The sequence below is a fragment of the Aeromicrobium piscarium genome (assembly GCF_007421815.1).
Classification (GTDB): Bacteria; Actinomycetota; Actinomycetes; order Propionibacteriales; family Nocardioidaceae; genus Aeromicrobium; species Aeromicrobium piscarium.
Window position 1 is genome coordinate 216,894 of sequence record NZ_VLNT01000003.1, and the last position, 22,274, is coordinate 239,167.

A 22,274-nucleotide genomic window follows, 5' to 3' on the forward strand; every position below is an offset into this window, starting at 1 on the left:
CAGTACCCCATCGACAGTGGTAATCGACTACCGTTCAAGGCCGATCGGCCCGTGCGGACCTCCTCGCTCAGATGTCGAGGACCACGTCGCCGATGGGCACGGCGATACAGGTGAGACATCCGTCGTCAGCAGGGTCCTCGCCGAGATGGGCGACCGTCCCTGAGATCACGCGGACGGCGCAGCTCTCGCACTGGCCGACCCGGCAGCCACTCGGCAGGACGCGGCCCTGCCGCTCGGCCGCTCGCAGGATCGAGCCGTCCGCCGGCGTCCAGCTGATCGGCTCGCCACCGCCACCGAACCGGATGATCGCGGGCTCGAGGTTCTGCGGTACCTCGACCGCGGCGTGGAAGTCCTCGCGGAAGACGTCGAATCGCGGCACACCGCGCCCGGCGAGCTCTTCGGTCACGTCATCCATCAGGCTCGATGCGCCGCACAGGTACACGAGCGGACGCTCGTCGACCGGCAGATCCAGATCGCGGAGCGAGAGCCTTCCCTGTTCGTCGAAGTCGTGACCGGGCCGATCCGCCTCCGCGGGCTGCGAGTACCACGCTCGGATGCTCAGCTCCGGAATCTCACGGTCGAGCAGATCGAGCTCGTCGCGGAACGGGTGCTCGAGGCTGTTGCGGAACACGGCCAGCAGGGTGACCGACGGCGGCCGTTCCGAACGGTCCCGCAGCGCGCGCAGGTAGCCGATGAACGGTGTGATGCCCACTCCCCCCGCCACCAGCACGACGGGACGGTCGGTCGACAACGGTGGGGTGAACGTGCCCTGCGGACGTTCCAGCCACAGCCGCGATCCGGTCGACACGTCCTCGTGGACGAAGCGCGAGATCACCCCGTCCTCGATACGCCGCACGGCGATGTCGACCGTCGACTCGCCCTCGCCCCCGCGGGTCACCGAGTAGGCACGCGCCGGCCCGTCCTCGGTGGCGGCGAGCAGGACATGCTGCCCGGGACGGACGGCCGGCATCGACTCCCCTCCCGCCGGGGCGAGGCTCAGTCCGGCCACACCCTCGGCCTCCGGCCAAGCGCGCAGCACCCGCATCTGCTGTCGTCCGGCCCAGTTCCCTTCGCTGAGCACGGGATCGGGCCGCAGTTCACAGGCCACCGCCCGCAACGGGACCGAGCCGCTCGTCGGATCGTGCTCGTCGTCGCTGAGCACCGCGTTGATGTTCAGCGATCCGTCGCCGCTCACCGGCGTGCGAGGCAAGCCCAGTGGAGGGCAGTCCTCCCACCAGCCGAAGTCAGCGAGCACGACACTGGGATGCAGATCGTCGTCGACATGGACGCGGGCTCGGGTCGTCCCGTTCGCCGTCTCGATCACCGCCCAGTCGCCCTCGATGAGGCCGCGAGAGCGTGCGAGCTCCGCGCTGACGTCGACGTGGGGGTCCGGCGCGCGGCGCCGCAGGGAGGCGACGTGGCGGTGCGAGGTGTGCACGTAGACGCCGTTCTTGTGCGTCGACAGGATCAGGGGCAACGGCGCGCCGTCGCGACCCCGACGGGGATCGATGGGCGCGACGAAGGTCGGCAGGGGCCGGTAGCCGTGCTCGAGCAGCTGCTGGGAGTACAGCTCCACCCTTCGTGTCGGCGTCGCGAAGCCCGTGACGCCGCCATCCTCGCGCACGACGGCGTACTTCTCCCGCGAGGTGACCTGCGGGACCCGGGCTGCGTGCTCGCCGTGGATGAGATCGTCCAGCCTGACCCCGGTGGGGGCCAGATGCCAGTCCCATCCCGCCCGGATGTCACCGTCGAAGAACTTCTCGCCGAGACCGAGCCTGGTGGCCAGGTCCACCGCGATCTCGTAGTCGGCGCGGGACTCGCCGAGCGGGTCGATCATGCGGGGACGGAACTGGAGATACTCCACGGCCTCCTGGGTGATCTCGAAACCGGCCCGCAAGGCCTCCCGTTCCCACGGCGTGTTCGCCGGCAGCACGTAGTCGGCGAGCTCGGCGGTGGGGTTCATGAACATGTCGGTGTGGACGTAGAGGTCCAGGGCCTCGATGGCCGCCCTGCTACGCTCGCCGTCCGCCTGGGACACGGTCATGTTGTTGCCGAAGCTCACCAAGGCCCGCACCGGGTAGGGATCGCCCTCCAGCGCCGCTCGGCAGAAGTGTCGAGCGGTCACCCATCCCAGCCGGGGCGGACCCAGGGGCAGGTCACGGAGTCCCAGCGCCTTCTCGCGCTGTTCCGGTGGCAGCAGATCGTAGGGCGACAGCGGATTCAGCGGTGGCGGTTGCAACCAGAGGTTGCCGCCGGGACGATCGCATGCACCCAGCAGCGCGTAGAGCGTCGCGATGCACCGCTCGGTCTGGGTCGCGTTGGAGTGCTGGCCCACACCGGTCCACGAGTGATAGGCGATCCGGCCCCGGCGGCTGAGCAGCTCGAAGAAGCTCTCCAGCTCCGCGACACCGATCGTGGTCGCCTCGGCGACCGCCTCCGGCGTCCATTCGGCGCTGTGCTCACGCAATCGCGCGAAGGCAGGACGGGCAGTGATCCGGCGACCCTCGGGCGTGGCCAGATCGACCTCGCTGTCGAGGTCGACCTCGTCGGGACGCTCCAGCGGGTGGCGGGGATCGTAGGCGCGGAGCGCCCCGGTGCGGACGTCCCGAACGACGAACGCGGCCGCGTCACCGCTCTCCCAGACCTGATCGGCGGTGAGGAACCGGCCGGTCTCGTCGTCGACGAGCATCGGTGCATTGGTCCACGAGCGCACGAAGTCCTCGTCGTAGGTCGCGGTCTGCAACAGGTGCCGCACCGCGCCGAGCGCCAATGCGGCGTCGGTACCCGGCCGGACGCGCATCCAGAGGTCGGACTGCTGACCGCTCCCGGCCTTCTTAGGATCGATCACCACGACCGTCGCGCCTCGTGCACGTGCCTCGGCGATACGGCTCGCCTGCGCGAGCCAGGTGCGCGCAGGGTTGTGTCCCCAGAGCAGGATCGTCTCGGCCTCGTCGTAGTCCGGCGCGCCGACGCCACGACCGAAGGTGAGCGCGTGCGCGTAGTCCTTGTGCCAGCCGCAGTTCTCGACCGCGTAGATGAGATTGGGGCTGCCGAAGATCCGCACCAGTCGCTCGATCCACTCGATGCTGTCGACGATCGGGGTTCCGGACGGGGTGGTGGCGGCGAAGGCGACGGCCTCGGCCCCCGATGCACCCTTGATGTCGTTCAGCCGTCGGGCGATATCGGTGAGTGCCTCGTCCCAGGACACCTCCTCCCATTCGGGATCGAGAGCGGTGCGGGGCGTGGTCCGGCGCAGCGGGACCGTCAGCCGACGCGGGCTGCCCGCGATCTCCGGCGCGGCACGTCCTTTGGCGCAGAGAGCGCCGCCCGTAGGATGGCCGGCCAGCGGTCGTACGCCGACGAGCCGGCCCTCTTCGACCAGGTTCAGCGACCCGCACCTCGACCGGCACAGCGTGCAGTATCCGGCGATCTCCTCGGTCATGCGCACCCCTCTCGCGGGTCGGGCTCGTCAGAAGAACAACGGAGCCAGCAGGAAGGCCACGGTGCCGATCGAGCAGGTCACCAAGGCGAAGATGATCAGGAATCCCATAATGTGCCGGAAGGACAAACCGCACAGGGCCAGCAGCGGCAGCGCCCAGAAGGGCTGTAGGGCATTGGTCGACATGTCGCCCCAGATGTACGCCACCGTGGTCAGATCGAGCGGGACGCCGAGGGTCTGGGCCGCCTCGCCGAGATACGGTGCCTCGATGGCGAACTTCGACCCGCCGGAGGGCACGAAGAAGTTGAGGATGGCCGAGTACCAGTAGACGAACACCGCGAAGGTCTGCTCGCTGGCCACGGTCGCGAAGGCATTGGCGATCCGCTCGCTCAGGCCGGAGGCCACGATCATGCCGAGGATGCCCGCATAGAAGGGGAACTGCAGCAGAACGCCCCATACGAAGGTGCCGCCCGTCTGCGCCGCGGTGAGCAGGGCCTTGGGCGTCCCGTGCATCAGGATGCCGACGAAGAGGAAGATGAAGTTCACCGAGTTGAGCGTGAGGCCCTGGAGGATGCCGTCCTCGAGCGAGCTGAAGTACAGGACGACGTAGACGAGTCCGAGCAGACCGATGCTGCCGTTGACCCATCGCGAGTTCTCGATGATCTCGACCGGTGTCCGCTCGCCGGTCCTCTTCGCGGCATCGCGCGCCTCGCGATCGGCTTCGAACTCGGCGGCCATCTTCTCGCGAAGCTCGGCCGGCGGACTGACGGTGTCGGCCGGCCCAGGTTGAAGCACGATGGCGGTGATCGTCCATGCCACGATCGTGATCAGCACCAACGTGAGGTTGAACGGCGAGAACACGGTCTGGCTCATCGGGATGACGCCGAAGTACTCCTCGGCGAAATGGCCGGGGGTCGCCACGAGCAGTCCTGCCGATGAGGACAGTCCTGCGTGGAACGTGCCGGCCATGCCCAGGTACGCGGCTGCCACGAGGAGCCGGTAGTCGGCCTTCGTGTCGCGCGCGGCGTAGTACCGCACCAGGATTCCGGCGGCGATGAGGCCGATCCCCCAGTGGATCCACATAAGGATCATGCTGGTCAGGGCGACCGTCGCGACCGTGCGCTTGGGTCCCGCTTGCCGGTCGGCGACCCAGATCAGCGCCCGGCGGACCGGCGGCGAGCTGGCGACGACGTAGCCGCTGAGCAGCATGAGCGCCATCTGCATGCCGAACTCGAGCAGGCCCCAGAATCCGTCACCCCATCCGCGAACGATCGTCTCGGCCTTGTCCAGGCCGAGACCGCCGGGGGTGGCGAAGAAGGACACGGCGCCCGCGACCATGGTCAGCAGCACGACGATGATCCAGGGATCGGGGATCCATCGCACGCAGATGTCACTGAGCAGGTTCGACAGCCGTTCGAGGGGCTTGCGAGTTCGGCGCTCCGTGGACGCGGTCATGAGGGGGCTCCTTGGGAGATCGGAAACGAGGGCAGAGGGAGGGTGATCGCTACCGGGAGACGCTCAGTCCGAGCTTGTCGGCGGCGAGGGCGGCGATCGTCACATCGCACCAGGCTTCGCCCACCCCCTTGAACAGATGGAGGCCGCTCACGGTCGTGCGCGGCTCCTTGACGACGTCCGCGAGCTCGGCATCGACGGCTCGATCCGCGGGGACACCGTCGCGGCATGCCAGGATGATGTCTCCGGCCTCGGCGAAGGACGAGGCGCGGGTCTCGACCGTCACGAATGCCCGGTCGACGAGGGCCGTGTCGACCTCGCGAGCCTCGGGCGAGTGCGAACCGATGGCCACGACGGTCGCGTCATCTCGCAGGGACGCCGAGTCGAAAAGCGGTGCGGATGCGGAGGTGCAACAGGCGACGATGTCCGCCTCCCCCACCGCTGCCGGCGTGCCGACCTCGGCCTCCAATCCCGACTCCGCCGCCCAGGCCATCAGCTCGCGGGCACGCTCCGGCGAGCGTCCGACGACGATGACCCGGCGCAGCGGACGGACGGCCCGGATGGCCTCGATGTGGCCTCGGGCTTGAGGGCCGGCACCGAACACCACGAGGGTCGAGGCGTCGGCTGGTGCCAGATGACGGACGGCCAGACCGGACAGCGCCGCGGTGCGCAACACCGTGAAACCCGCGGCATCGAAGATGACCGCCGGTCGCAGCGTCAGGCTGTCGGACAAGATGACGAGGCCCTGGATCCGCGGAAGGCCCCGCTCGTGATTCGTCGGGGAGACCGAGGCCATCTTCACGCCCACGACGCCGTCCACCTGCGAGGGCATGTAGAGCAGGTGACCGTGAGGCAGATCCGTGCGGCTCCGCAGCGGGGTGTGCTCGGTCGCCGTCCCGGTGCGCAGCGCGCCCTCGAGCGCGTTGATCGCCTCCTCATAGGAGACGAGACCGTCGAAATCGGCCGCGGTGACGAAGGGAAGGGCGGGTGAGTCGCGCATGCGGGGTCCGGGAGCCTCTCGTTGGTGGGATGTCTGATCGGTATTGATCGGTGATCGATTACCCATAACGTAGGGGTTGGTATGTCGCGCCGTCAACGGCCGCAGCGCAGAAATGTGAACGTAACGCGAAGAGAAAAGCCATCGCCCACGGGGCGACTCCCGTGGGCGATGGCGGTGAAACGGCTCAGCGGCCGGCGATCAGAAGATGATCTCCCCTGTCTTGCGCTTGGTGCGCAAGGTCTCGAGTGCCTCGTCGAGGATCGACGCGGCCTCCTCCTCCGAACGCCGTTCCTTCACATAGGCCAGGTGGGTCTTGTACGGCTCGATCCGCGGAGCATCGGGGCGATTCTCCGCATCCCGGCTGGCGGGGAACCCGCACCGCGGACAGTCCCACTCCACCGGAACCTCGGCCTCGATGGCGAACTGCAACGTGGTGCGGTGGTCCTTGGCGCAGAAGAAGTCGATGGTCTGTCGCGGCGCGGCCTCACCGCGTTCGGCCTCGCCCATGGGACCGGAACCGATCCGGCTCCCCCGGATCGCTCCGGTGGACATCAGGCGCTCACCTTCAGCAACAGCCCGAGGGCGAAGACGCAGACGACCCAGACCAGGGCCACGCCGACCGTCAGACGGTCGAGGTTCCGCTCGGCCACCGACGAGCCACCCAGAGAGCTCGACACGCCACCGCCGAACATGTCCGAGAGCCCGCCACCACGGCCCTTGTGCATGAGCACCAGCACGATCATCAGCACGCTGCTGAGCGCCAGCAGGATCGAGAACAACAAGATCACGAGACGTTTCCTCCGTCAGGAACCGGACAGGTCCGGCAGATCGTAGAATCGGGCGATCGCGGCGAACTCCTCGGCTTGCAGGCTCGCGCCACCGACGAGGGCACCATCGACATCGGGCTTGGCCATGATCGACGAAATATTCTGCGCCTTGACCGATCCGCCGTACAGGATACGCGTTGCCGCGGCCGTCTCGGCACCCCAGGTCTCGGCGAGCCGTCCGCGGATGGCCGCGCACACCTCCTGAGCGTCCTCGGGCGTCGCCACCTCGCCGGTGCCGATCGCCCAGACCGGTTCATAGGCGATCACCAGTCCGGCCACCTGTTCGGCGGTGAGACCTTCGAGCGAGCCGTCGACCTGTCCCAGGGTGTAGCCGACATGCTCGCCGGACTGGCGCACCTCGAGACCCTCCCCCACACAGACGATGGGCGTCATGCCTGCGGCGAGCGTCTTGCCTGCCTTGGTGTTGACGACAGCATCGGTCTCGCCGTGATACTCGCGACGCTCTGAATGGCCCACCACCACATACGAACAGCCGAGCTTGGCCAGCATCGCCGCGCTGATCTCCCCGGTGTAGGCCCCGCCGTCGTGTTCGGAGACGTCCTGCGCCCCGTAGCCGATCTGCAGATGATCGCCGTCGACCAGAGTCTGCACACTGCGGATATCCGTGAACGGCGGGATCACGACGACTTCGGACTTGGCGTAGTCGTGCTTCTTGTCCGACAACGTCCACGCGAGCTTCTGCACCAGGACGACGGCCTCATGGTGGTTGAGATTGGACTTCCAGTTGCCTGCCATCAAGGGCGTACGCTCGGTCATGAGGCCTCCTCGTCGAGAACTGCCAGGCCGGGCAGCGTCTTGCCCTCCAGGTACTCCAGGCTCGCGCCGCCGCCGGTCGAGATATGGCCGAACTGGTCATCGGAGAACCCGAGCTGACGCACGGCTGCGGCGGAATCGCCGCCACCCACGACCGAGAGTCCATCGACCTCGGTGAGCGCCTGCGCGACCGCCTTGGTGCCCGCGGCGAAGGCCGCCATCTCGAACACGCCCATCGGGCCGTTCCAGAAGACCGTCCGCGCGCGTCGGATGACGTCGGCGAAGTGCTCCGCGGAGTCAGGACCGATGTCGAGGCCCAGCTGATCCTCGGGAATGGCGTCGACCGAGACGATCGTCGCCGGCGCATCGGCGGCGAACTCCGGTGCCACCACGACATCCGTCGGCAGCACCAGCTCCACCCCCTGCCGAGCCGCGCGCTCGATGTAGCCCTTGGCCACCTCGATCTGGTCGGACTCGAGCAGGCTCTTGCCGACCCCGTGCCCCTGCGCGGCCAGGAAGGTGAAGACCATCCCACCGCCGATGAGCAGCGTGTCGGCACGATCGATGAGGTGGTCGATCACGCCGAGCTTGTCGGAGACCTTCGAGCCACCGAGCACGACCGCATAAGGCCGCTCGGGACTCTCGGTCAGTCGTTCGAGGACCTCGACCTCCGCCTCGACGAGGCCGCCGACATAAGCCGGCAACCGGTGGGCGATGTCGTAGACGCTCGCCTGCTTGCGGTGCACGACCCCGAAGCCGTCGGAGACGAAGACTTCCGCGAGCTCGGCCAGCTCGTCGGCGAAGGCGCCGCGCTCGGCATCGTCCTTGCTCGTCTCGCCGGCGTTGAAGCGGACATTCTCCACCACCGCGACCTCGCCGTCACCGAGCGCCGCACTGATCCGGTGTGCTTCGGGACCCACGGTGTCGTTGGCGAACAGGACCGGCTGTTCCAGCAGTTCTGCCAGACGTTCAGCGACCGGTTTGAGCGAGAACTGTGGATCGGGCGTGCCCTTGGGGCGGCCCAGGTGGGCCGTCACCAGGACCTTGGCGCCCGCATCGGTCAGACGCTTGATGGTCGGCACGCTGGCGCGGACTCGGCCGTCGTCGGTGATGCGCTGACCGTCCAACGGCACGTTGAGGTCACTGCGGACCAGGACGCGCTTGCCGCTCAGGTCGCCACCGGACTCCGACAGCAGGGTGTCGATCGTCTTCACGAGAAGCCGTCTCCCGCGATCAGAGCGATCCGCCGACGAGATCGACGAGGTCGACCAGGCGGTTGGAGTATCCCCACTCGTTGTCATACCAGCCGACGACCTTGACCTGGTCGCCGATCACCTTGGTGAGGCCGGAGTCGAAGATGCACGAGGCGGGATCGGTGACGATATCGGTCGACACGATCGGATCCTCGGTGTACGTGAGCTTGCCGGCCAGCGGACCCTCGGCAGCAGCCTTCTTGACGATCTCGTTGACCTCCTCGACCGTGGTCTCACGACCGGCGGTGAAGGTCAGATCGGTGGCCGAACCGGTCGGCACCGGGACACGCAGCGCGTAACCGTCGAGCTTGCCCTTGAGCTCGGGCAGCACCAGGCTGACGGCCTTGGCGGCGCCCGTGGAGGTCGGGACGATGTTGAGCGCAGCGGCACGGGCGCGGCGCAGGTCCTTGTGCGGCGCGTCCTGGAGGTTCTGATCCTGCGTGTACGCGTGGATCGTGGTCATCAGGCCCTTCTCGATGCCGAGGGCGTCGTTGAGCGCCTTGGCCATCGGAGCGAGGCAGTTGGTGGTGCACGACGCGTTCGAGATCACCGTGTGCTGCGCGGGATCGTAGAGATCGTCGTTGACGCCCATCACGATCGTGATGTCCTCGTTCTTGGCGGGCGCGGAGATGACGACCTTCTTGGCGCCGCCGTCGAGGTGGGCCTTGGCCTGCGTGGCGTCGGTGAAGAAGCCAGTCGACTCGACGATGACATCGGCTCCGACGCTGGCCCAGTCGAGCTTGGCGGGGTCGCGCTCCTCGAAGGCCGCGATGCGCTGATCGCCGACATAGATGGCCTCGTCGTCGTAGGTCACCTCGGCGTCGAGGCGACCGAGGATGGAGTCGTACTTCAGCAGCGTGGCGAGGGTCTTGTTGTCGGTGAGGTCGTTGACCGCGACGATCTCGATGTCCGCCCCGGCGGCGCGTGCGGCGCGGAAGAAGTTGCGGCCGATGCGACCGAAGCCGTTGATACCTACACGAACAGTCACGCGAGACTCCTGCAATCGAAGGTGGGGTGCACTACACCGTCCACCCTACTACTGCCGTTGTCGGCCAGCGTGCGGACCGACGCCCTCAATGATCGGGCAGGAGATCCTCATTCAGACCCGCCTCGGTGTCAGGGATACCGAGGTCCTGTGCACGCTTGTCCGCCATCGCCAGCAGGCGGCGGATCCGGCCGGCGATCGCATCCTTGGTGAGCACCGGGTCGTGCAATTGACCCAGTTCCTCCAGGCTCGCCTGGCGATGCTCCACGCGCAGCAGCCCCGCGAGCTTCAGATGGTCCGGCACCTCGTCGCCGAGGATCTCGAGGGCTCGCTGCGCCCGGGCCCCGGCGGCGACGGCCGCGCGCGCCGAACGGCGCAGATTGGCGTCATCGAAGTTGGCCAGCCGGTTGGCGGTCGCACGCACCTCGCGGCGCATGCGCCGTTCCTCCCACGCCAGCAGCGCCTCGTGGGCTCCGAGGCGCGTCAAGAGCGCGCCGATGGCCTCGCCGTCGCGGATCACGACGCGGTCGGCGCCGCGCACCTCACGCGCCTTCGCGGCGATACCCAGCCGACGGGCCGAGCCCACGAGGGCCAACGCCGCCTCCGGCCCGGGGGCGGTCACCTCAAGGGAGGACGAACGGCCGGGCTCGGTCAGCGATCCACGTGCCAGGAAGGCGCCGCGCCACGCAGCCACCGCGTCACAGGACGCGCCGGAGACGACCTGGGGCGGAAGACCTCTGATGGGCCTGCCGCTGGCGTCGACCACACCGGTCTGCCGAGCCAGTGCGTCGCCTTCCTTGGCCACCCGCACGACGTACGAGGTGCCCTTGCGGATGCCGCCGTTCTGCAGCACCAGCAACTCGCTGCCGTGCCCGTAGACCTCGGCGATGTCCTTGCGCAGGCGGCGCGCCGTGGCACCCGAGTCGAGCTCGGCCTCCACCACGATCCGGCCCGACACGATATGCAGCCCACCGGCGAAGCGCAGGATCGTGGAGACCTCGGCCTTGCGGCAGCAGGACTTGGTGATCGGTGTCTGCGCCAGCTCGGACTTGACCTGGGTCGTCATCGCCATCCGCGGTGTTCCTCCTCGAAGAGTGCTCGCTTCACTCTATGCCTCGCTGAAAACCTTCGTGAATACCTGGGCGAGCAGCTCCGGATCGTGCTGGTCGGGCCGCTCTCGCGACGCGACATCGGCGCAGACCAGCCTGGCACCCACGCGACGAGCGACGTGCTGGAGCGCCGAGTCACCGGCCACACTGCGTCGATCGGCCACGATGACGTCCAGTCGCAGATCGGGGGCGTGCTCGACGAGGACGTCCAGGTGTGCGGACGGGGTCAACCCCTCGGTCTCCCCCGGCTGGTCGACCAGATTGAGCACCAGGATTCGCCGCGCGCTGGTGCGCACGAGCGCCTCGCGCAGGCTCGGGACCAGCAGATTGGGCATGACGCTGGTGAACCACGACCCCGGCCCGACGACGACCCAGTCGGCGGAGTCGATGGCAGCCACCGACTCAGGGCACGCCGGCGGATCGGCGGGCTCGAGACGGACTCCGAGGACCTCACCGGGTGTCGAGGCGACCTGCGCCTGGCCTCGCACACGCTCCACGGGATAGGGGGAGGTACGCGACCGGACATCGGCCTCGATCGTCAGCGGGACGGAGGCCATCGGCAGCACGCGTCCTTGCGCGCCGAGCAGCTCGCCAACGAGCGCGAGACCGCGGACGGTGTCGCCCAGCCGGTCCCACGTCGCGGCCAGCAGCAGGTTCCCGAGCGCGTGGTTGCCGAGCGGCCCCTCGCCGCTGAAACGATGCTGCAGAATCCCCGCCCACGTGCGACCCCAGTCGTCATCACGGCACAGTGCCGCCAACGCCATCCGGAGGTCTCCCGGAGGCAGGATGCCGAACTCCTCGCGCAGTCGTCCCGACGAGCCGCCGTTGTCCGCCACCGTGACGATGCCGGTGAGATCGTCGGTCACCCGCCGTAGAGCCGCCAGACTGGCGGCCAGCCCGTGCCCTCCCCCGAGAGCGACGACGCGCGAGCTCATTCCTTCCCCAGATCGCGGTGCACGACCAGCGTCTTGACCCCGTGCGCCCGGAGCCGGCTCGCGAGCGCCTCGGACATCGCGACGCTACGGTGCCGTCCGCCCGTGCAGCCGATCGCGACGGTCAGGAAGTGTTTGTCCTCGTGTAGGAAGCCGTCGGTCAGCAGAGCGATCAGCTGCTCATAACTGTCCAGGAACTCGACTGCACGTGGCTGTGCCTCGACATAGGTGCGCACCGGGTCGTCCAGCCCGCTCAGAGCGCGCAGATCGTCGTCCCAGTAGGGATTGGGCAGGAAACGCATATCGGCGACCATGTCGGCGTCGATCGGGATGCCGTACTTGAAGCCGAAGGAGACGACCGTCGCCCGCAGACCGTACTGTTCGGGAATCTCGAAGGCGGCCTGCATCCGCTGGGCAAGCTGGTGGGTGTTCAGGCGGGTCGTGTCGATGACGAGATCCGCCGCCGCCCGCACATTGCGCAGCAGGTCGCGCTCGCGGTCGAAGCCGTCCATCAACCGGCCCTCGTGGCTGAGCGGATGTGGCCGGCGCGCGGCCTCCTGACGACGCACGAGGACATCGTCGGCCGCCTCCAGATACAGGATCCGGACGGCCACACCGGACTCCTTCACTGCCTCGACCTGGTCGACCAGGGCACCGAAGAAACCGCGCGAGCGCGCGTCCACCACCAGCGCGAATCGATCGACATCGCCGGCCTCGCCGACCGTGCGCACGGCATCGGCGAGCATCGGGGCGGGCAGATTGTCGATGACGTAGTAGCCGAGCTTCTCCAAGACCTTCGCGGCGGTGCCGCGTCCCGCACCGGTCATACCGGTGACCAGGACGACCTCGTTGATCGTGCTCACGTACTGCCCTCTCCGTCGTCGATGATCTCACCCGTGCGAGTGTCGATCGCCGGCCCGGCCGGCGATCCGTCTCGCAGGGCCCGCACGATCGATTCTGCCGTAGCCGGACCGATACCGGGCACCGCCTCGATCTCCTCGGCCGTCGCGGCACGGAGCCGCTTGAGCGATCCGAACTGCTTCATCAGCGCCTTGCGTCGTGTGTCCCCCAGCCCGGGGATCGGATCGAGCAGGCTCTCGACCATGGACTTGCTCCGGCGCGTGCGGTGGTGAGAGATGGCGAAACGATGAGCTTCGTCGCGGACTCGCTGCAGGAGATAGAGACCTTCGCTCGTGCGCGGCAAGATCACCGGGTCTCCCCCATCTGTGGATTCGGTGTCGGGCAGCCACACCTCTTCGAGCTTCTTGGCCAGCCCGCATAGCGCGATCCCCGTGATCCCGAGCTCATCCATCGCGGCCTGGGCGGCGGCCACCTGCGGCGGTCCGCCGTCGACGACGACCAATGACGGCGCGTAGGCGAACTTGCGCGGCTTGCCGGTCTCCGGGTCGATGCCCGGTTCCTCGTCGCCCTGTCGATCACGAGCCCGCAGATAGGCCTCGAAACGCCGGGTGATGACCTCGTGCATCGCCGCCACGTCGCTCTGCCCTTGGTGCCGGACCGTGAAGCGCCGGTACTCGGACTTGCGGGCGAGTCCGTCCTCGAAGACCACCATCGAGGCGACGATCTCGGTGCCCTGCAGATTGGAGATGTCGAAGCACTCGATCCGCAGCGGCGGCTCGGGCAGGCCGAGCGCAGCCTGGATCTCCTCCAGGGCCAGGCTCCGGGCGGTGAGATCACCACTGCGCTTGAGCTTGTGCCTGCCCATCGCCTGTTTGGCGTTCTGCTCCACGGTCTCCATCAGGCGCCTCTTGTCGCCGCGCCGAGGGACGCGGATGCGCACGGGGCCGCCTCGCTGCTCGCTGAGCAGCGCCTCGACCGCGTCCAGATCCGCGGGTAGCTCGGGCACCAGCACCTGCTTGGGGATCGCCTCGTCGACCGCGTCCTGGTAGAGGGTCATCAAGGCGTGCTGAACCAGATCCGCCAGCGCGGCATCGTCCTCCTTGTCGGCGACCCAGCCTCGCTGTCCGCGCACACGCCCGCCGCGCACCGAGAATATCTGGACCGCGACCTCCAGGGGATCGTCGACGAAGCCGAAGACATCGGCATCGGTGCCGTCCCCGAGGACCACGGTCTGCTTCTCCAGGACGCGTTGCAGGGCGGAGAGGTCGTCGCGGTACTTGGCGGCGAGCTCGTACTCCTGGCGTCCGGCCGCGTCGCGCATCTGCTGCTCGATCCGCCGGGTGAAGCCGGCGGTCTGGCCACCCATGAACGCGAGGAAGTCGTCGACGATGTCGCGATGCTCCTCGGCGGACACCCGCCCGACGCAGGGGGCCGCGCATTTGCCGATGTCGCCGAGCAGGCAGGGCCGGCCGATCGCCTTGGAACGCCGGAACACCCCGGCCGAGCAGGACCGCATGGGGAACACCCGCAACAGGGTGTCGACGGTGTCACGGATCGCCCAGGCGTGACCATACGGCCCGAAGTACCGCACCCCCTTGCGCTGCGCCCCGCGCATCACCTGCACACGGGGGAACTCCTCCCCCACGGTGACCGCCAGCCACGGGTAGGACTTGTCGTCGCGGTACTTGACGTTGAAGCGGGGGTCGTACTCCTTGATCCAGGAGTACTCCAGCGCCAGCGCCTCGACCTCGGTGCCGACCACGGTCCACTCGACCGATGCCGCCGTGGTCACCATCTGCTGTGTGCGCGGATGCAGGTGGACGATGTCCTGGAAATAGGAGCTGAGACGTGGTCGCAGCGACTTGGCCTTGCCAACGTAGATCACGCGGCGTTCGGCATCGCGGAAGCGGTAGACGCCCGGCTCGGTCGGGATCTCGCCCGGCTTGGGCCTATAGGTGGCCGGATCAGCCATCGGCGCTCACGCCAGGAGGGGCGCCAGGAAGCGCCCGGTGTGGCTCGCCGGATTGGCCGCTACGTCCTCGGGAGTGCCCTCGGCGACCAGCACGCCGCCACCGCTGCCGCCCTCCGGGCCCATGTCGATGATCCAGTCCGAGGACTTGATGACGTCGAGATTGTGCTCGATGACCAGGACCGAGTTGCCGGTGTCGACCAGCCGCTGCAACACGCCGAGGAGCTTGCGGATGTCCTCGAAGTGCAGGCCGGTGGTCGGCTCGTCGAGCACGTAGATCGTGCGTCCAGTGGACCGCTTCTGCAGCTCAGCGGCCAGCTTGACGCGCTGCGCCTCGCCGCCGGACAGGGTGGGCGCGGACTGACCGAGCCGCACATAGCCCAGCCCGACGTCGACGAGCGTGCGCATGTGCCGGGCGATGGCCGGGATGGCCTCGAAGAAGTCGACGGCCTCCTCGATCGGCATGTCGAGGACATCGGCGATGGTCTTGCCCTTGTAGTGCACCTCGAGGGTCTCGCGGTTGTACCGCGCACCGTGGCAGACCTCGCAGGGCACGTAGACATCGGGCAGGAAGTTCATCTCGATGCGGATCGTGCCGTCGCCGTGGCACGCCTCGCAGCGGCCGCCCTTGACATTGAAGGAGAAGCGTCCCGGCAGGTAGCCCCGCATCTTGGCCTCGGGAGTCTGGGCGAAGAGCTTGCGGACGTGGTCGAACACGCCGGTGTAGGTCGCCGGGTTGGAGCGCGGCGTGCGCCCGATCGGCGACTGGTCGACGTGGATGACCTTGTCGAGGTTCTCGATACCGTCGATGGCGCGGTGCCGTCCGGGGATCGTGCGCGCCTTGTAGATCGCGCGGGCGAGGGAGGTGTAGAGGATGTCGTTCACGAGCGTGGACTTGCCCGAACCGGACACCCCCGTGACCGCGACGAGCTGGCCGAGCGGGAAGGTGACATCGATATCGCGCAGGTTGTTCTCACGGGCACCTCGCACGGTGACCTCGCGTCCCTCTTGGCGTGGCCTCCGCTTCTCTGGCAGCGGGATGCTCTCCTTGCCGCTGAGGTAACGACCGGTGAGGGAGTCGTCATTGGCCAGCAGCTCGTCGACCGTGCCCGACACCATGACCTGGCCGCCGTGCTCGCCGGCACCCGGGCCGATATCAACCACCCAGTCCGACGTGCGGATGGTGTCCTCATCGTGCTCGACGACGATGAGCGTGTTGCCGAGATTCTTGAGCCGCACGAGGGTCTCGATGAGGCGGTGGTTGTCGCGTTGGTGCAGTCCGATGGACGGCTCGTCGAGTACGTAGAGGACGCCGACCAGGCCGGCGCCGATCTGCGTGGCGAGTCGGATGCGCTGGGCCTCGCCGCCCGAGAGTGAGCCGGCGGCGCGGTCCAGCGACAGGTAGTCGAGGCCTACATCGAGCAGGAACCGCAGTCGCTCGTGGATCTCCTTGAGCACCCGGCCGCCGATCTGGCGTTCCCGGTCGTTCATCACGAGGTCGTCGAGGAACTCCGCGGCCTCTGCGATCGAGAGATGGCACAGCTCGGCGATGTTCTTGGCGCCGTGCTTGGCCGACTCGATGGTGACCGCGAGGATGACGGGCTTGAGGCGCGTGCCGTCACAGGTCGGGCACGGCACCTCGCGCATGAAGCCCTCGAGCCGCTCGCGGTTCGTGTCGGACTCGGTCTCGGCGTATCGCCGCTGAACGAAGCCGACGGCGCCCTCGAAGGCCGAGTAGTACGAGCGCTCGCGTCCGTACCGGTTCTTGTAGCGGACGTGCACCTTGGTCTCGTGGCCGTGCATCAGCGCGTTCTTCACGTCACCGGGCAGCTCGATGTACGGGGTGTCGGTCGAGAAGCCGAGCTCGTCCGCGAGTGCCTCGGTGAGACGCAGGAAGTACTCCGAGACCTGGTTGTAGGCCCATGCGGCGATGGCCCCCTCGGCAAGCGACTTCTCCGGATCCGGGACGAGCAGCTCGGGGTCAACCTCCATCCGGCTGCCGAGGCCATGGCATTCGGGGCAGGCGCCGAAGGGGGCGTTGAAGGAGAAGGACCGTGGCTCGAGCTCATCGATCTGCAACGGGTGGTCGTTCGGGCAGGCGAGCTTCTCGGAGAACCGCCGATGACGAGCCGGATCGTCGTCGGGCAGATCCACGTAGTCGATGACCACCAGACCGTCGGCCAGTGCGAGCGCGGTCTCGACCGACTCGGTGAGCCGCTGCTTGGAGCTGGCCTTGACCGTGAGGCGGTCGACGACGACGTCGATGGTGTGCTTCTTCTGCTTGGCGAGCTTGGGCGGCTCGTCGGCGAGCTGGTGCATCTCGCCGTCCACGATCGCGCGGCTGAAGCCCTGCTGCTGCAGGGTGCTGAACAGCTCGGTGTACTCGCCCTTGCGACCGCGGATCATCGGCGCGAGCACCTGGAAGCGCGTGCCCTCCGCGCCGTCGAGGATACGGTCGACGATCTGCTGGGGCGTCTGCCGGCTGATCGCCTCGCCACACACCGGGCAGTGCGGATGCCCGGCGCGCGAGTACAGCAGGCGCAGATAGTCGTACACCTCGGTGATGGTGCCGACCGTGGAACGCGGGTTGCGTGACGTGGACTTCTGGTCGATCGAGACCGCCGGGGACAGACCCTCGATGAAGTCGACATCCGGCTTGTCCATCTGACCGAGGAATTGCCGCGCATAGGCCGACAGCGATTCGACATAGCGACGCTGCCCTTCGGCGAAGATGGTGTCGAAGGCGAGCGACGACTTGCCCGATCCGGAGAGCCCCGTGAACGTGATGAGCGCATCACGGGGTAGATCGAGCGAGACGTCCTTGAGATTGTGCTCGCGTGCACCGCGAATCACGAGACGATCAGCCACCCGACCAGCCTAACGAGGGGCACCGACAGTTTCTCTTGAGCGAGTTCTCGAGCGGCCTCCGTGGGCGGTGAGCTGTCCCACATCCCGCCTCGCGGAGCGGTGAGCTATCCCGCACGTTCCGCGCTCTGGTGCGTGGTAGCTCACCGCCGGCGTCAAACCGGTCCACTCGGCGATCAAGGATGGACTACTCACCACCCAGGAGCGGGGACGCTAGGGTCGGGCCATGACGTACACGGGAGAAGTCGAAGTCGGTGGAGCTCCGGATGTGCGGGAGGCCGGCGATCTGCGGATCACCAAGGTCGCCGTCGGGCCGATGAGCAACAACGCCTACCTGCTGCAGTGCACGATCACCGGCGAGCAGGCACTGATCGACGCGGCCGCCGAGACGCCGCGTCTGCTGGAGCTCGTCGGCGACGCCGGTCTCGCGCGGGTCGTCACCACCCATCGTCATCCCGATCACGTGCAGGCACTCCCCGATGTCGTCGCGGCGACCGGCGCGCAGACCGTGGCGGGCGAGGACGATGCGGACGAGCTGCCCGTGCCCGTCGACGTGCGGGTGCGCACCGGTGCTCGCATCGTGGTCGGCACCTGTGAGCTCGAGGTGATCGAGATCGTGGGCCACACGCCCGGGTCAATCGTCCTGGCCTATGACGACCCCGATGGCATCGTGCACCTCTTCACGGGTGACTCGCTCTTCCCCGGAGGCGTGGGCAAGACCTGGTCGGAGGAGGATTTCCGGAGCCTCATCGGCGATGTCGAGTCCAAGATCTTCGGGCGCTTCGACGACGACACCTGGTTCTACCCCGGCCACGGCAATGACTCCACCCTTGGCGCCGAACGCCCGCACCTCAGCGAATGGCGCGACCGCGGGTGGTGACGGCTACCAGGTGACGGGGAGCTCGTCGATGCCGAAGACGAAGCTGAGCTGACGGAACTCCAGATCGCTCTCGGGGACCGCCAGCCCGAGCGCCGGGAACCGTTGCAGCAGCTTGGGCAGCACGATCCGCAGCTCCATCCGCGCCAGCTCGGCACCGATACAGCGATGGATGCCGTGCCCGAAGGCCAAGTGTCCGCTGGTCGGCACCCGATAGGGATCGAACTCGTCAGGGCGCTCTCCCGCGCTCTTCGGGTCGCGATTGGCGGCGCTCAACGAGGCCAGGACGACATCGCCCTTCTTCAATGACGTGCCGAACAGCTCCATGTCCTGTTTCGCGAACCGCGGGAACGCCACCTGCACCACCGCCAGGTAGCGCAGCAGCTCCTCGATCACCCGGTCCACGGTCTCGCGATTACCGGACCGCACCAGGTCGGCATAGGTCGGGTCGCGGTGCAGGACGATCGTGCTCAGCGCGATCATCCCCGCCGTGGTCTCGAAGCCCCCGGTGAAGACACCGTCGGCGAGCCCGGCGAGATCGACATCGGAGATCTGCTCGCCCTCGGCCTGGATGATCTGCCCGATGAGGCCCGGCCCCGGCTCGACCCGCTGACGCGCCACGGCATCGAAGAGGAACTCGCGCTGGGCGGAGACCGCGCCGAAGGCAGCAGCCGCGCCGTTCGTGGCATCGAAGCGCTGGCTGCCCAGCTTCGCGAACTCCTCGCGATCGTCGTAGTCCAGGCCCAGCAGCGCGCAGATCGTGTTGAACGGCACCGGGAAGGCGACGTGTTTGGCCAGATCGGCCCCGGGACCGGCCTGTTCGAGCGCATCGAGGGCCTCATCGGCGATCCGGTCGATCATCGGCTCCAGGCGAGCAAGCCGGCGCATGGTGAACTCCGGCGTCACGATCTTGCGTAGCCGCGTGTGCAACGGCGGATCGGTGAAGCCGAGGCCGCCGATATCGTCGGAGGTCGCCGGTCCCGATCCGCTGAACAGGTGCCGGATGTCGTTCGAGTAGGCGTCTCGGGAGGTCAGCACCTCACGGGCCTCGGCGTGCCCCGTGATCAGATAGGCGTCGAAGGCGAACGGGAGATCGAGTTTGCGCAACGGAGACCCGGCCCGGTACTCGGCCATCTCGGCCACCGGATCGGTGCCCTCACGCTGCAATGGCCGCTTGGTCTCCTCGGGGATGAAGGAGATCCGGGAGAGATCGATTCCGCGCTTGCGCACGTGCCGACGCGCCAGGGCACCGCCCAGGCGCGCGCCATAGGTCCTCAACAACGACACCGCAACACCGTACACGTACCGGTTGCCGCGAGGATCGAGGCGGAGCAGTGTTGGACCACACACCAGCTCGGCAGAGACAAGGCGACGACGATGACCACCCAGACCTCCCAGCAGCCGGAACTCCGCCGGGTGATGGGGCCGAAGCTGCTCCTGTTGTTCATCGTCGGCGACATCCTCGGCACCGGTGTCTACGCTCTCACCGGTCAGGTGGCCGCCGAGGTCGGGGGCGCGGCGTGGCTGCCCTTCCTCATCGCCTTCGCGGTGGCCCTCTTGACGGCCTTCTCCTATCTGGAGCTCGTGACCAAGTACCCGCAAGCCGCCGGCGCCGCCCTGTACGTGCACAAGGCCTTCGGGATCCACCTGCTGACCTTCATGATCGCCTTCACGGTCATGTGCTCGGGTATCACCTCGGCATCGACGGCCGCGCGAGCCTTCGCCTCCAATCTGGCCGTCGGGGTCGGCTGGGAGGCCGGCAACACCTCGATCATGGCCATGGCTCTCGGCTTCATGCTCGTCGTCGCGGCGATCAACCTGCGCGGCGTCAGCGAGGGCGTCAAGACCAATGCCGTGCTGACGATGATCGAGTTGTCGGGCCTGCTGCTGGTGATCCTCGTCGGCTTCTACGCGATCGCCGGGGGCGACGCGGACTGGGGCCGTGTGATCGCCTTCGAGACGCCGGACGACAAGAACGTCTTCCTGGCCGTCACGACCGCCACCTCGCTGGCCTTCTTCGCGATGGTCGGCTTCGAGGACTCGGTGAACATGGCCGAGGAATGCCACGAGCCCAATCGTATCTTCCCGCGGATCATGCTCACCGGTCTCGGCATCGCCGGCGGCACCTACGTGCTGGTCTCCATCTGCGCCGTGGCGCTCGTGCCGGTCGGCGACCTCGCCAGCAACGACACGCCCTTGGTGACCGTCGTCGAACGGGGCGCACCGAACCTGCCGATCGCCGACATCCTGCCCTTCATCTCCATGTTCGCCGTCGCGAACTCTGCCCTCATCAACATGCTGATGGCCAGCCGTCTGCTCTACGGCATGGCCCGGCAGGGCGTCATCCCGGGTGTGCTGTCCCGCGTGGGACAGCGACGTCGAACTCCCTACGTGTCGATCATCTTCACGACGCTGATCGCCCTGGCCCTCATCGCCTATGTCTCCTATGCCAGTGAGAATGCCGTCTCGGTACTAGGCGGAACGACCTCGCTCCTACTCCTCGCGGTCTTCGGCGTCGTCAACGCCGCCGTGCTGGTGCTGCGGCGCGACCGCGTGGACCACGGTCACTTCCGCACGTGGACGCCGGTGGCGCTCCTGGGAGTGCTGTCGTGCCTGTACCTGGTGACCCCGCTGTCGGGACGCCCCGCGGCCGAGTACGAGGTCGCCGCGATCCTGTTGTCCCTCGGACTGGTGCTCAGCATCCCGATGTACATCGCCAGCCGCCGCCGGGGACAACGATTGAAGGCCGTGGAAGAGTCCGACGAGCCTCGATCCCACCGCAGCTGAGGTCCTACCCGTCGGTCCGAGACGCGTCACTCGTCGCGTGGCGGGCCGAGTACCAGAGACTGACGACCGCCGTCACGGCGAGTATCGCGATGATGACTCCGAGGCTGACCAGCGTCGGAATCGATGGCACCGGGACGGGCTCGCCGCCGTTGATGAAGGGGAGCTCGTTCTCGTGCAGAGCCTCCAGAACCAACTTGACGCCGATGAAGAACAGCAGCAGAGCCAGCCCGTACGACAAGAAGACCAGCCGCTGCAGCAGGCCGCCGATGAGGAAGTACAGCTGACGCAGTCCCATGAGAGCGAACACGTTCGCGGTGAAGACGAGATAGGGCTCGCGGGTCAGTCCGAAGATCGCAGGGATCGAATCGAGTGCGAACATGACATCGGTGGTGCCCAGCGCCACGATGACCAGCGCCATCGGCGTGACGGCGCGTTTGCCTCCTTCTCGCACGACCAGAGTCAGACCGTGCCATTCGTCGCTCATCCGGAAGCGGCGTCGTGCGAACCGAACCACGGCGTTCTCGGCGTCGTCCTCGTCATCGCCGCCGAAGGCGAGCTTGGCGGCCGTGTAGACGAGGAAGGCGCCGAAGACGTAGAACACCCAGGACAGGTTCTCGATGGCGGCAGCGCCCATGGCGATGAAGATCCCGCGGAAGACCAGTGCCAGGATGATGCCGACCAGCAGGGCCTCCTGTTGGTACTTCCGCGGCACCCCGAAGCTCGCCATGATGATGATGAAGATGAACAGGTTGTCGATCGACAGGCTGTACTCGGTGAGCCAGCCGGCGAAGAACTCGATGCCCCGGTCCTGGCCGTGACGCCACCAGACGAAGAATCCGAAGAGGATCGCGAGGCCGATATAGAAGGACAACGCCAGGGACGTCTCACGGGTGGACGGTTCATGGGGCCGCCGCGCGATGACGAGGATGTCGACGAGCAGGATGGCGATGGTGACGCCGAGGGTGATACCCCATTCGAGCGCAGAGACGTTCACGCGTGATGTCCTCCGAGTGTGGGTGGGCCGCCGGAGGTCTCGCCCGTCGCGACCCGTCCCGTCGCTGAGGAGTCCCCCTGGGCGGTGGCGCTGCGGCGAAGGAACGGTGTCCTCCGCCGACCATTGTGGCACCGCGGCGGCTCGAACTCG

17 protein-coding genes are annotated in these 22,274 nt (G+C 67.6%); 2 read left to right on the plus strand and 15 right to left on the minus strand.

Features of this window, described 5'->3' with window-relative positions; all coding sequences use genetic code 11:
* Nucleotides 1–67: 67 nt before the first annotated feature.
* From FNM00_RS06005 to uvrA, 13 genes are all read right to left on the minus strand, one after another.
* On the minus strand, nucleotides 68–3,442 hold the full coding sequence (locus FNM00_RS06005) for a molybdopterin-dependent oxidoreductase (protein WP_143912414.1): 3,375 nt from the start codon (nucleotides 3,440–3,442) through the stop codon (nucleotides 68–70).
* 27 nt (nucleotides 3,443–3,469) lie between these two features.
* A complete protein-coding gene (locus tag FNM00_RS06010) occupies nucleotides 3,470–4,894 on the minus strand; it encodes a short-chain fatty acid transporter (RefSeq protein WP_143912416.1) in 1,425 nt (474 codons plus the stop codon).
* A gap of 49 nt (nucleotides 4,895–4,943) precedes the next feature.
* A complete protein-coding gene (locus tag FNM00_RS06015; RefSeq protein ID WP_185973002.1) occupies nucleotides 4,944–5,891 on the minus strand; it encodes an ornithine cyclodeaminase family protein in 948 nt (315 codons plus the stop codon).
* 198 nt (nucleotides 5,892–6,089) lie between these two features.
* On the minus strand, nucleotides 6,090–6,443 hold the full coding sequence (locus tag FNM00_RS06020; RefSeq protein ID WP_143912420.1) for an RNA polymerase-binding protein RbpA: 354 nt from the start codon (nucleotides 6,441–6,443) through the stop codon (nucleotides 6,090–6,092).
* Nucleotides 6,443–6,679 (minus strand): preprotein translocase subunit SecG, encoded by a 237-nt coding sequence (gene secG / locus FNM00_RS06025; protein ID WP_143912422.1) that lies wholly within the window; start codon nucleotides 6,677–6,679, stop codon nucleotides 6,443–6,445. Before secG ends, FNM00_RS06020 begins: the two co-directional genes overlap by 1 nt.
* A gap of 15 nt (nucleotides 6,680–6,694) precedes the next feature.
* Nucleotides 6,695–7,495, minus strand: coding sequence for a triose-phosphate isomerase (gene tpiA / locus FNM00_RS06030; protein ID WP_143912424.1), 801 nt, complete (start codon nucleotides 7,493–7,495; stop codon nucleotides 6,695–6,697).
* Nucleotides 7,492–8,706, minus strand: a complete 1,215-nt coding sequence (locus FNM00_RS06035) for a phosphoglycerate kinase (protein WP_143912425.1) — start codon at nucleotides 8,704–8,706, stop codon at nucleotides 7,492–7,494. Before FNM00_RS06035 ends, tpiA begins: the two co-directional genes overlap by 4 nt.
* A 19-nt stretch (nucleotides 8,707–8,725) precedes the next feature.
* Nucleotides 8,726–9,733: a type I glyceraldehyde-3-phosphate dehydrogenase gene (gene gap / locus FNM00_RS06040; protein ID WP_143912427.1), complete on the minus strand. Its 1,008-nt coding sequence runs from the start codon at nucleotides 9,731–9,733 to the stop codon at nucleotides 8,726–8,728.
* Between the two features lie 85 nt (nucleotides 9,734–9,818).
* Complete coding sequence (gene whiA / locus FNM00_RS06045; protein ID WP_143912429.1) at nucleotides 9,819–10,802, minus strand: DNA-binding protein WhiA; 984 nt, start codon at nucleotides 10,800–10,802, stop codon at nucleotides 9,819–9,821.
* Nucleotides 10,803–10,838: 36 nt separating this feature from the next.
* Nucleotides 10,839–11,774, minus strand: coding sequence for a gluconeogenesis factor YvcK family protein (locus FNM00_RS06050; protein ID WP_143912430.1), 936 nt, complete (start codon nucleotides 11,772–11,774; stop codon nucleotides 10,839–10,841).
* Entirely contained in the window at nucleotides 11,771–12,634 is an 864-nt protein-coding gene (gene rapZ, locus FNM00_RS06055; RefSeq protein WP_185973004.1) for an RNase adapter RapZ, read from the minus strand. Before rapZ ends, FNM00_RS06050 begins: the two co-directional genes overlap by 4 nt.
* A complete protein-coding gene (gene uvrC / locus FNM00_RS06060) occupies nucleotides 12,631–14,604 on the minus strand; it encodes an excinuclease ABC subunit UvrC (RefSeq protein ID WP_143912432.1) in 1,974 nt (657 codons plus the stop codon). The genes rapZ and uvrC overlap by 4 nt, the downstream gene beginning before the upstream one ends.
* A 6-nt stretch (nucleotides 14,605–14,610) precedes the next feature.
* The gene (uvrA, locus tag FNM00_RS06065; RefSeq protein WP_143912434.1) at nucleotides 14,611–17,469 is read right to left on the minus strand and encodes an excinuclease ABC subunit UvrA; all 2,859 of its coding nucleotides are present in this window, start codon (nucleotides 17,467–17,469) and stop codon (nucleotides 14,611–14,613) included.
* A gap of 223 nt (nucleotides 17,470–17,692) precedes the next feature.
* Between uvrA and FNM00_RS06070 the strand changes: the two genes are divergently transcribed.
* The gene (locus FNM00_RS06070) at nucleotides 17,693–18,346 is read left to right on the plus strand and encodes an MBL fold metallo-hydrolase (protein ID WP_143912435.1); all 654 of its coding nucleotides are present in this window, start codon (nucleotides 17,693–17,695) and stop codon (nucleotides 18,344–18,346) included.
* Nucleotides 18,347–18,349: 3 nt separating this feature from the next.
* Here the strand turns inward: FNM00_RS06070 and FNM00_RS06075 are convergent, their stop codons facing one another.
* Nucleotides 18,350–19,630, minus strand: coding sequence for a cytochrome P450 (locus FNM00_RS06075; RefSeq protein ID WP_246065087.1), 1,281 nt, complete (start codon nucleotides 19,628–19,630; stop codon nucleotides 18,350–18,352).
* A gap of 90 nt (nucleotides 19,631–19,720) precedes the next feature.
* On the opposite strand from FNM00_RS06075, the gene FNM00_RS06080 reads away from it, so the two are divergent.
* Nucleotides 19,721–21,130, plus strand: coding sequence for an APC family permease (locus FNM00_RS06080; protein WP_143912437.1), 1,410 nt, complete (start codon nucleotides 19,721–19,723; stop codon nucleotides 21,128–21,130).
* A 4-nt stretch (nucleotides 21,131–21,134) separates the two neighbouring features.
* Here the strand turns inward: FNM00_RS06080 and FNM00_RS06085 are convergent, their stop codons facing one another.
* Entirely contained in the window at nucleotides 21,135–22,124 is a 990-nt protein-coding gene (locus tag FNM00_RS06085) for a TerC family protein (protein WP_143912439.1), read from the minus strand.
* Between the last annotated feature and the right edge of the window lie 150 nt (nucleotides 22,125–22,274).

Bases quoted from the DNA above. Each gene is read 5' to 3' on its own strand.
- FNM00_RS06020 (WP_143912420.1), bottom strand. From the start codon at position 6,443: ATGTCCACCGGAGCGATCCGGGGGAGCCGGATCGGTTCCGGTCCCATG.
- FNM00_RS06080 (WP_143912437.1), top strand. From the start codon at position 19,721: ATGACCACCCAGACCTCCCAGCAGCCGGAACTCCGCCGGGTGATGGGG.
- uvrC (WP_143912432.1), bottom strand. From the start codon at position 14,604: ATGGCTGATCCGGCCACCTATAGGCCCAAGCCGGGCGAGATCCCGACC.
- FNM00_RS06010 (WP_143912416.1), bottom strand. From the start codon at position 4,894: ATGACCGCGTCCACGGAGCGCCGAACTCGCAAGCCCCTCGAACGGCTG.
- FNM00_RS06050 (WP_143912430.1), bottom strand. From the start codon at position 11,774: ATGAGCTCGCGCGTCGTCGCTCTCGGGGGAGGGCACGGGCTGGCCGCC.
- tpiA (WP_143912424.1), bottom strand. From the start codon at position 7,495: ATGACCGAGCGTACGCCCTTGATGGCAGGCAACTGGAAGTCCAATCTC.
- FNM00_RS06015 (WP_185973002.1), bottom strand. From the start codon at position 5,891: ATGCGCGACTCACCCGCCCTTCCCTTCGTCACCGCGGCCGATTTCGAC.
- FNM00_RS06005 (WP_143912414.1), bottom strand. From the start codon at position 3,442: ATGACCGAGGAGATCGCCGGATACTGCACGCTGTGCCGGTCGAGGTGC.
- whiA (WP_143912429.1), bottom strand. From the start codon at position 10,802: ATGGCGATGACGACCCAGGTCAAGTCCGAGCTGGCGCAGACACCGATC.
- FNM00_RS06070 (WP_143912435.1), top strand. From the start codon at position 17,693: ATGACGTACACGGGAGAAGTCGAAGTCGGTGGAGCTCCGGATGTGCGG.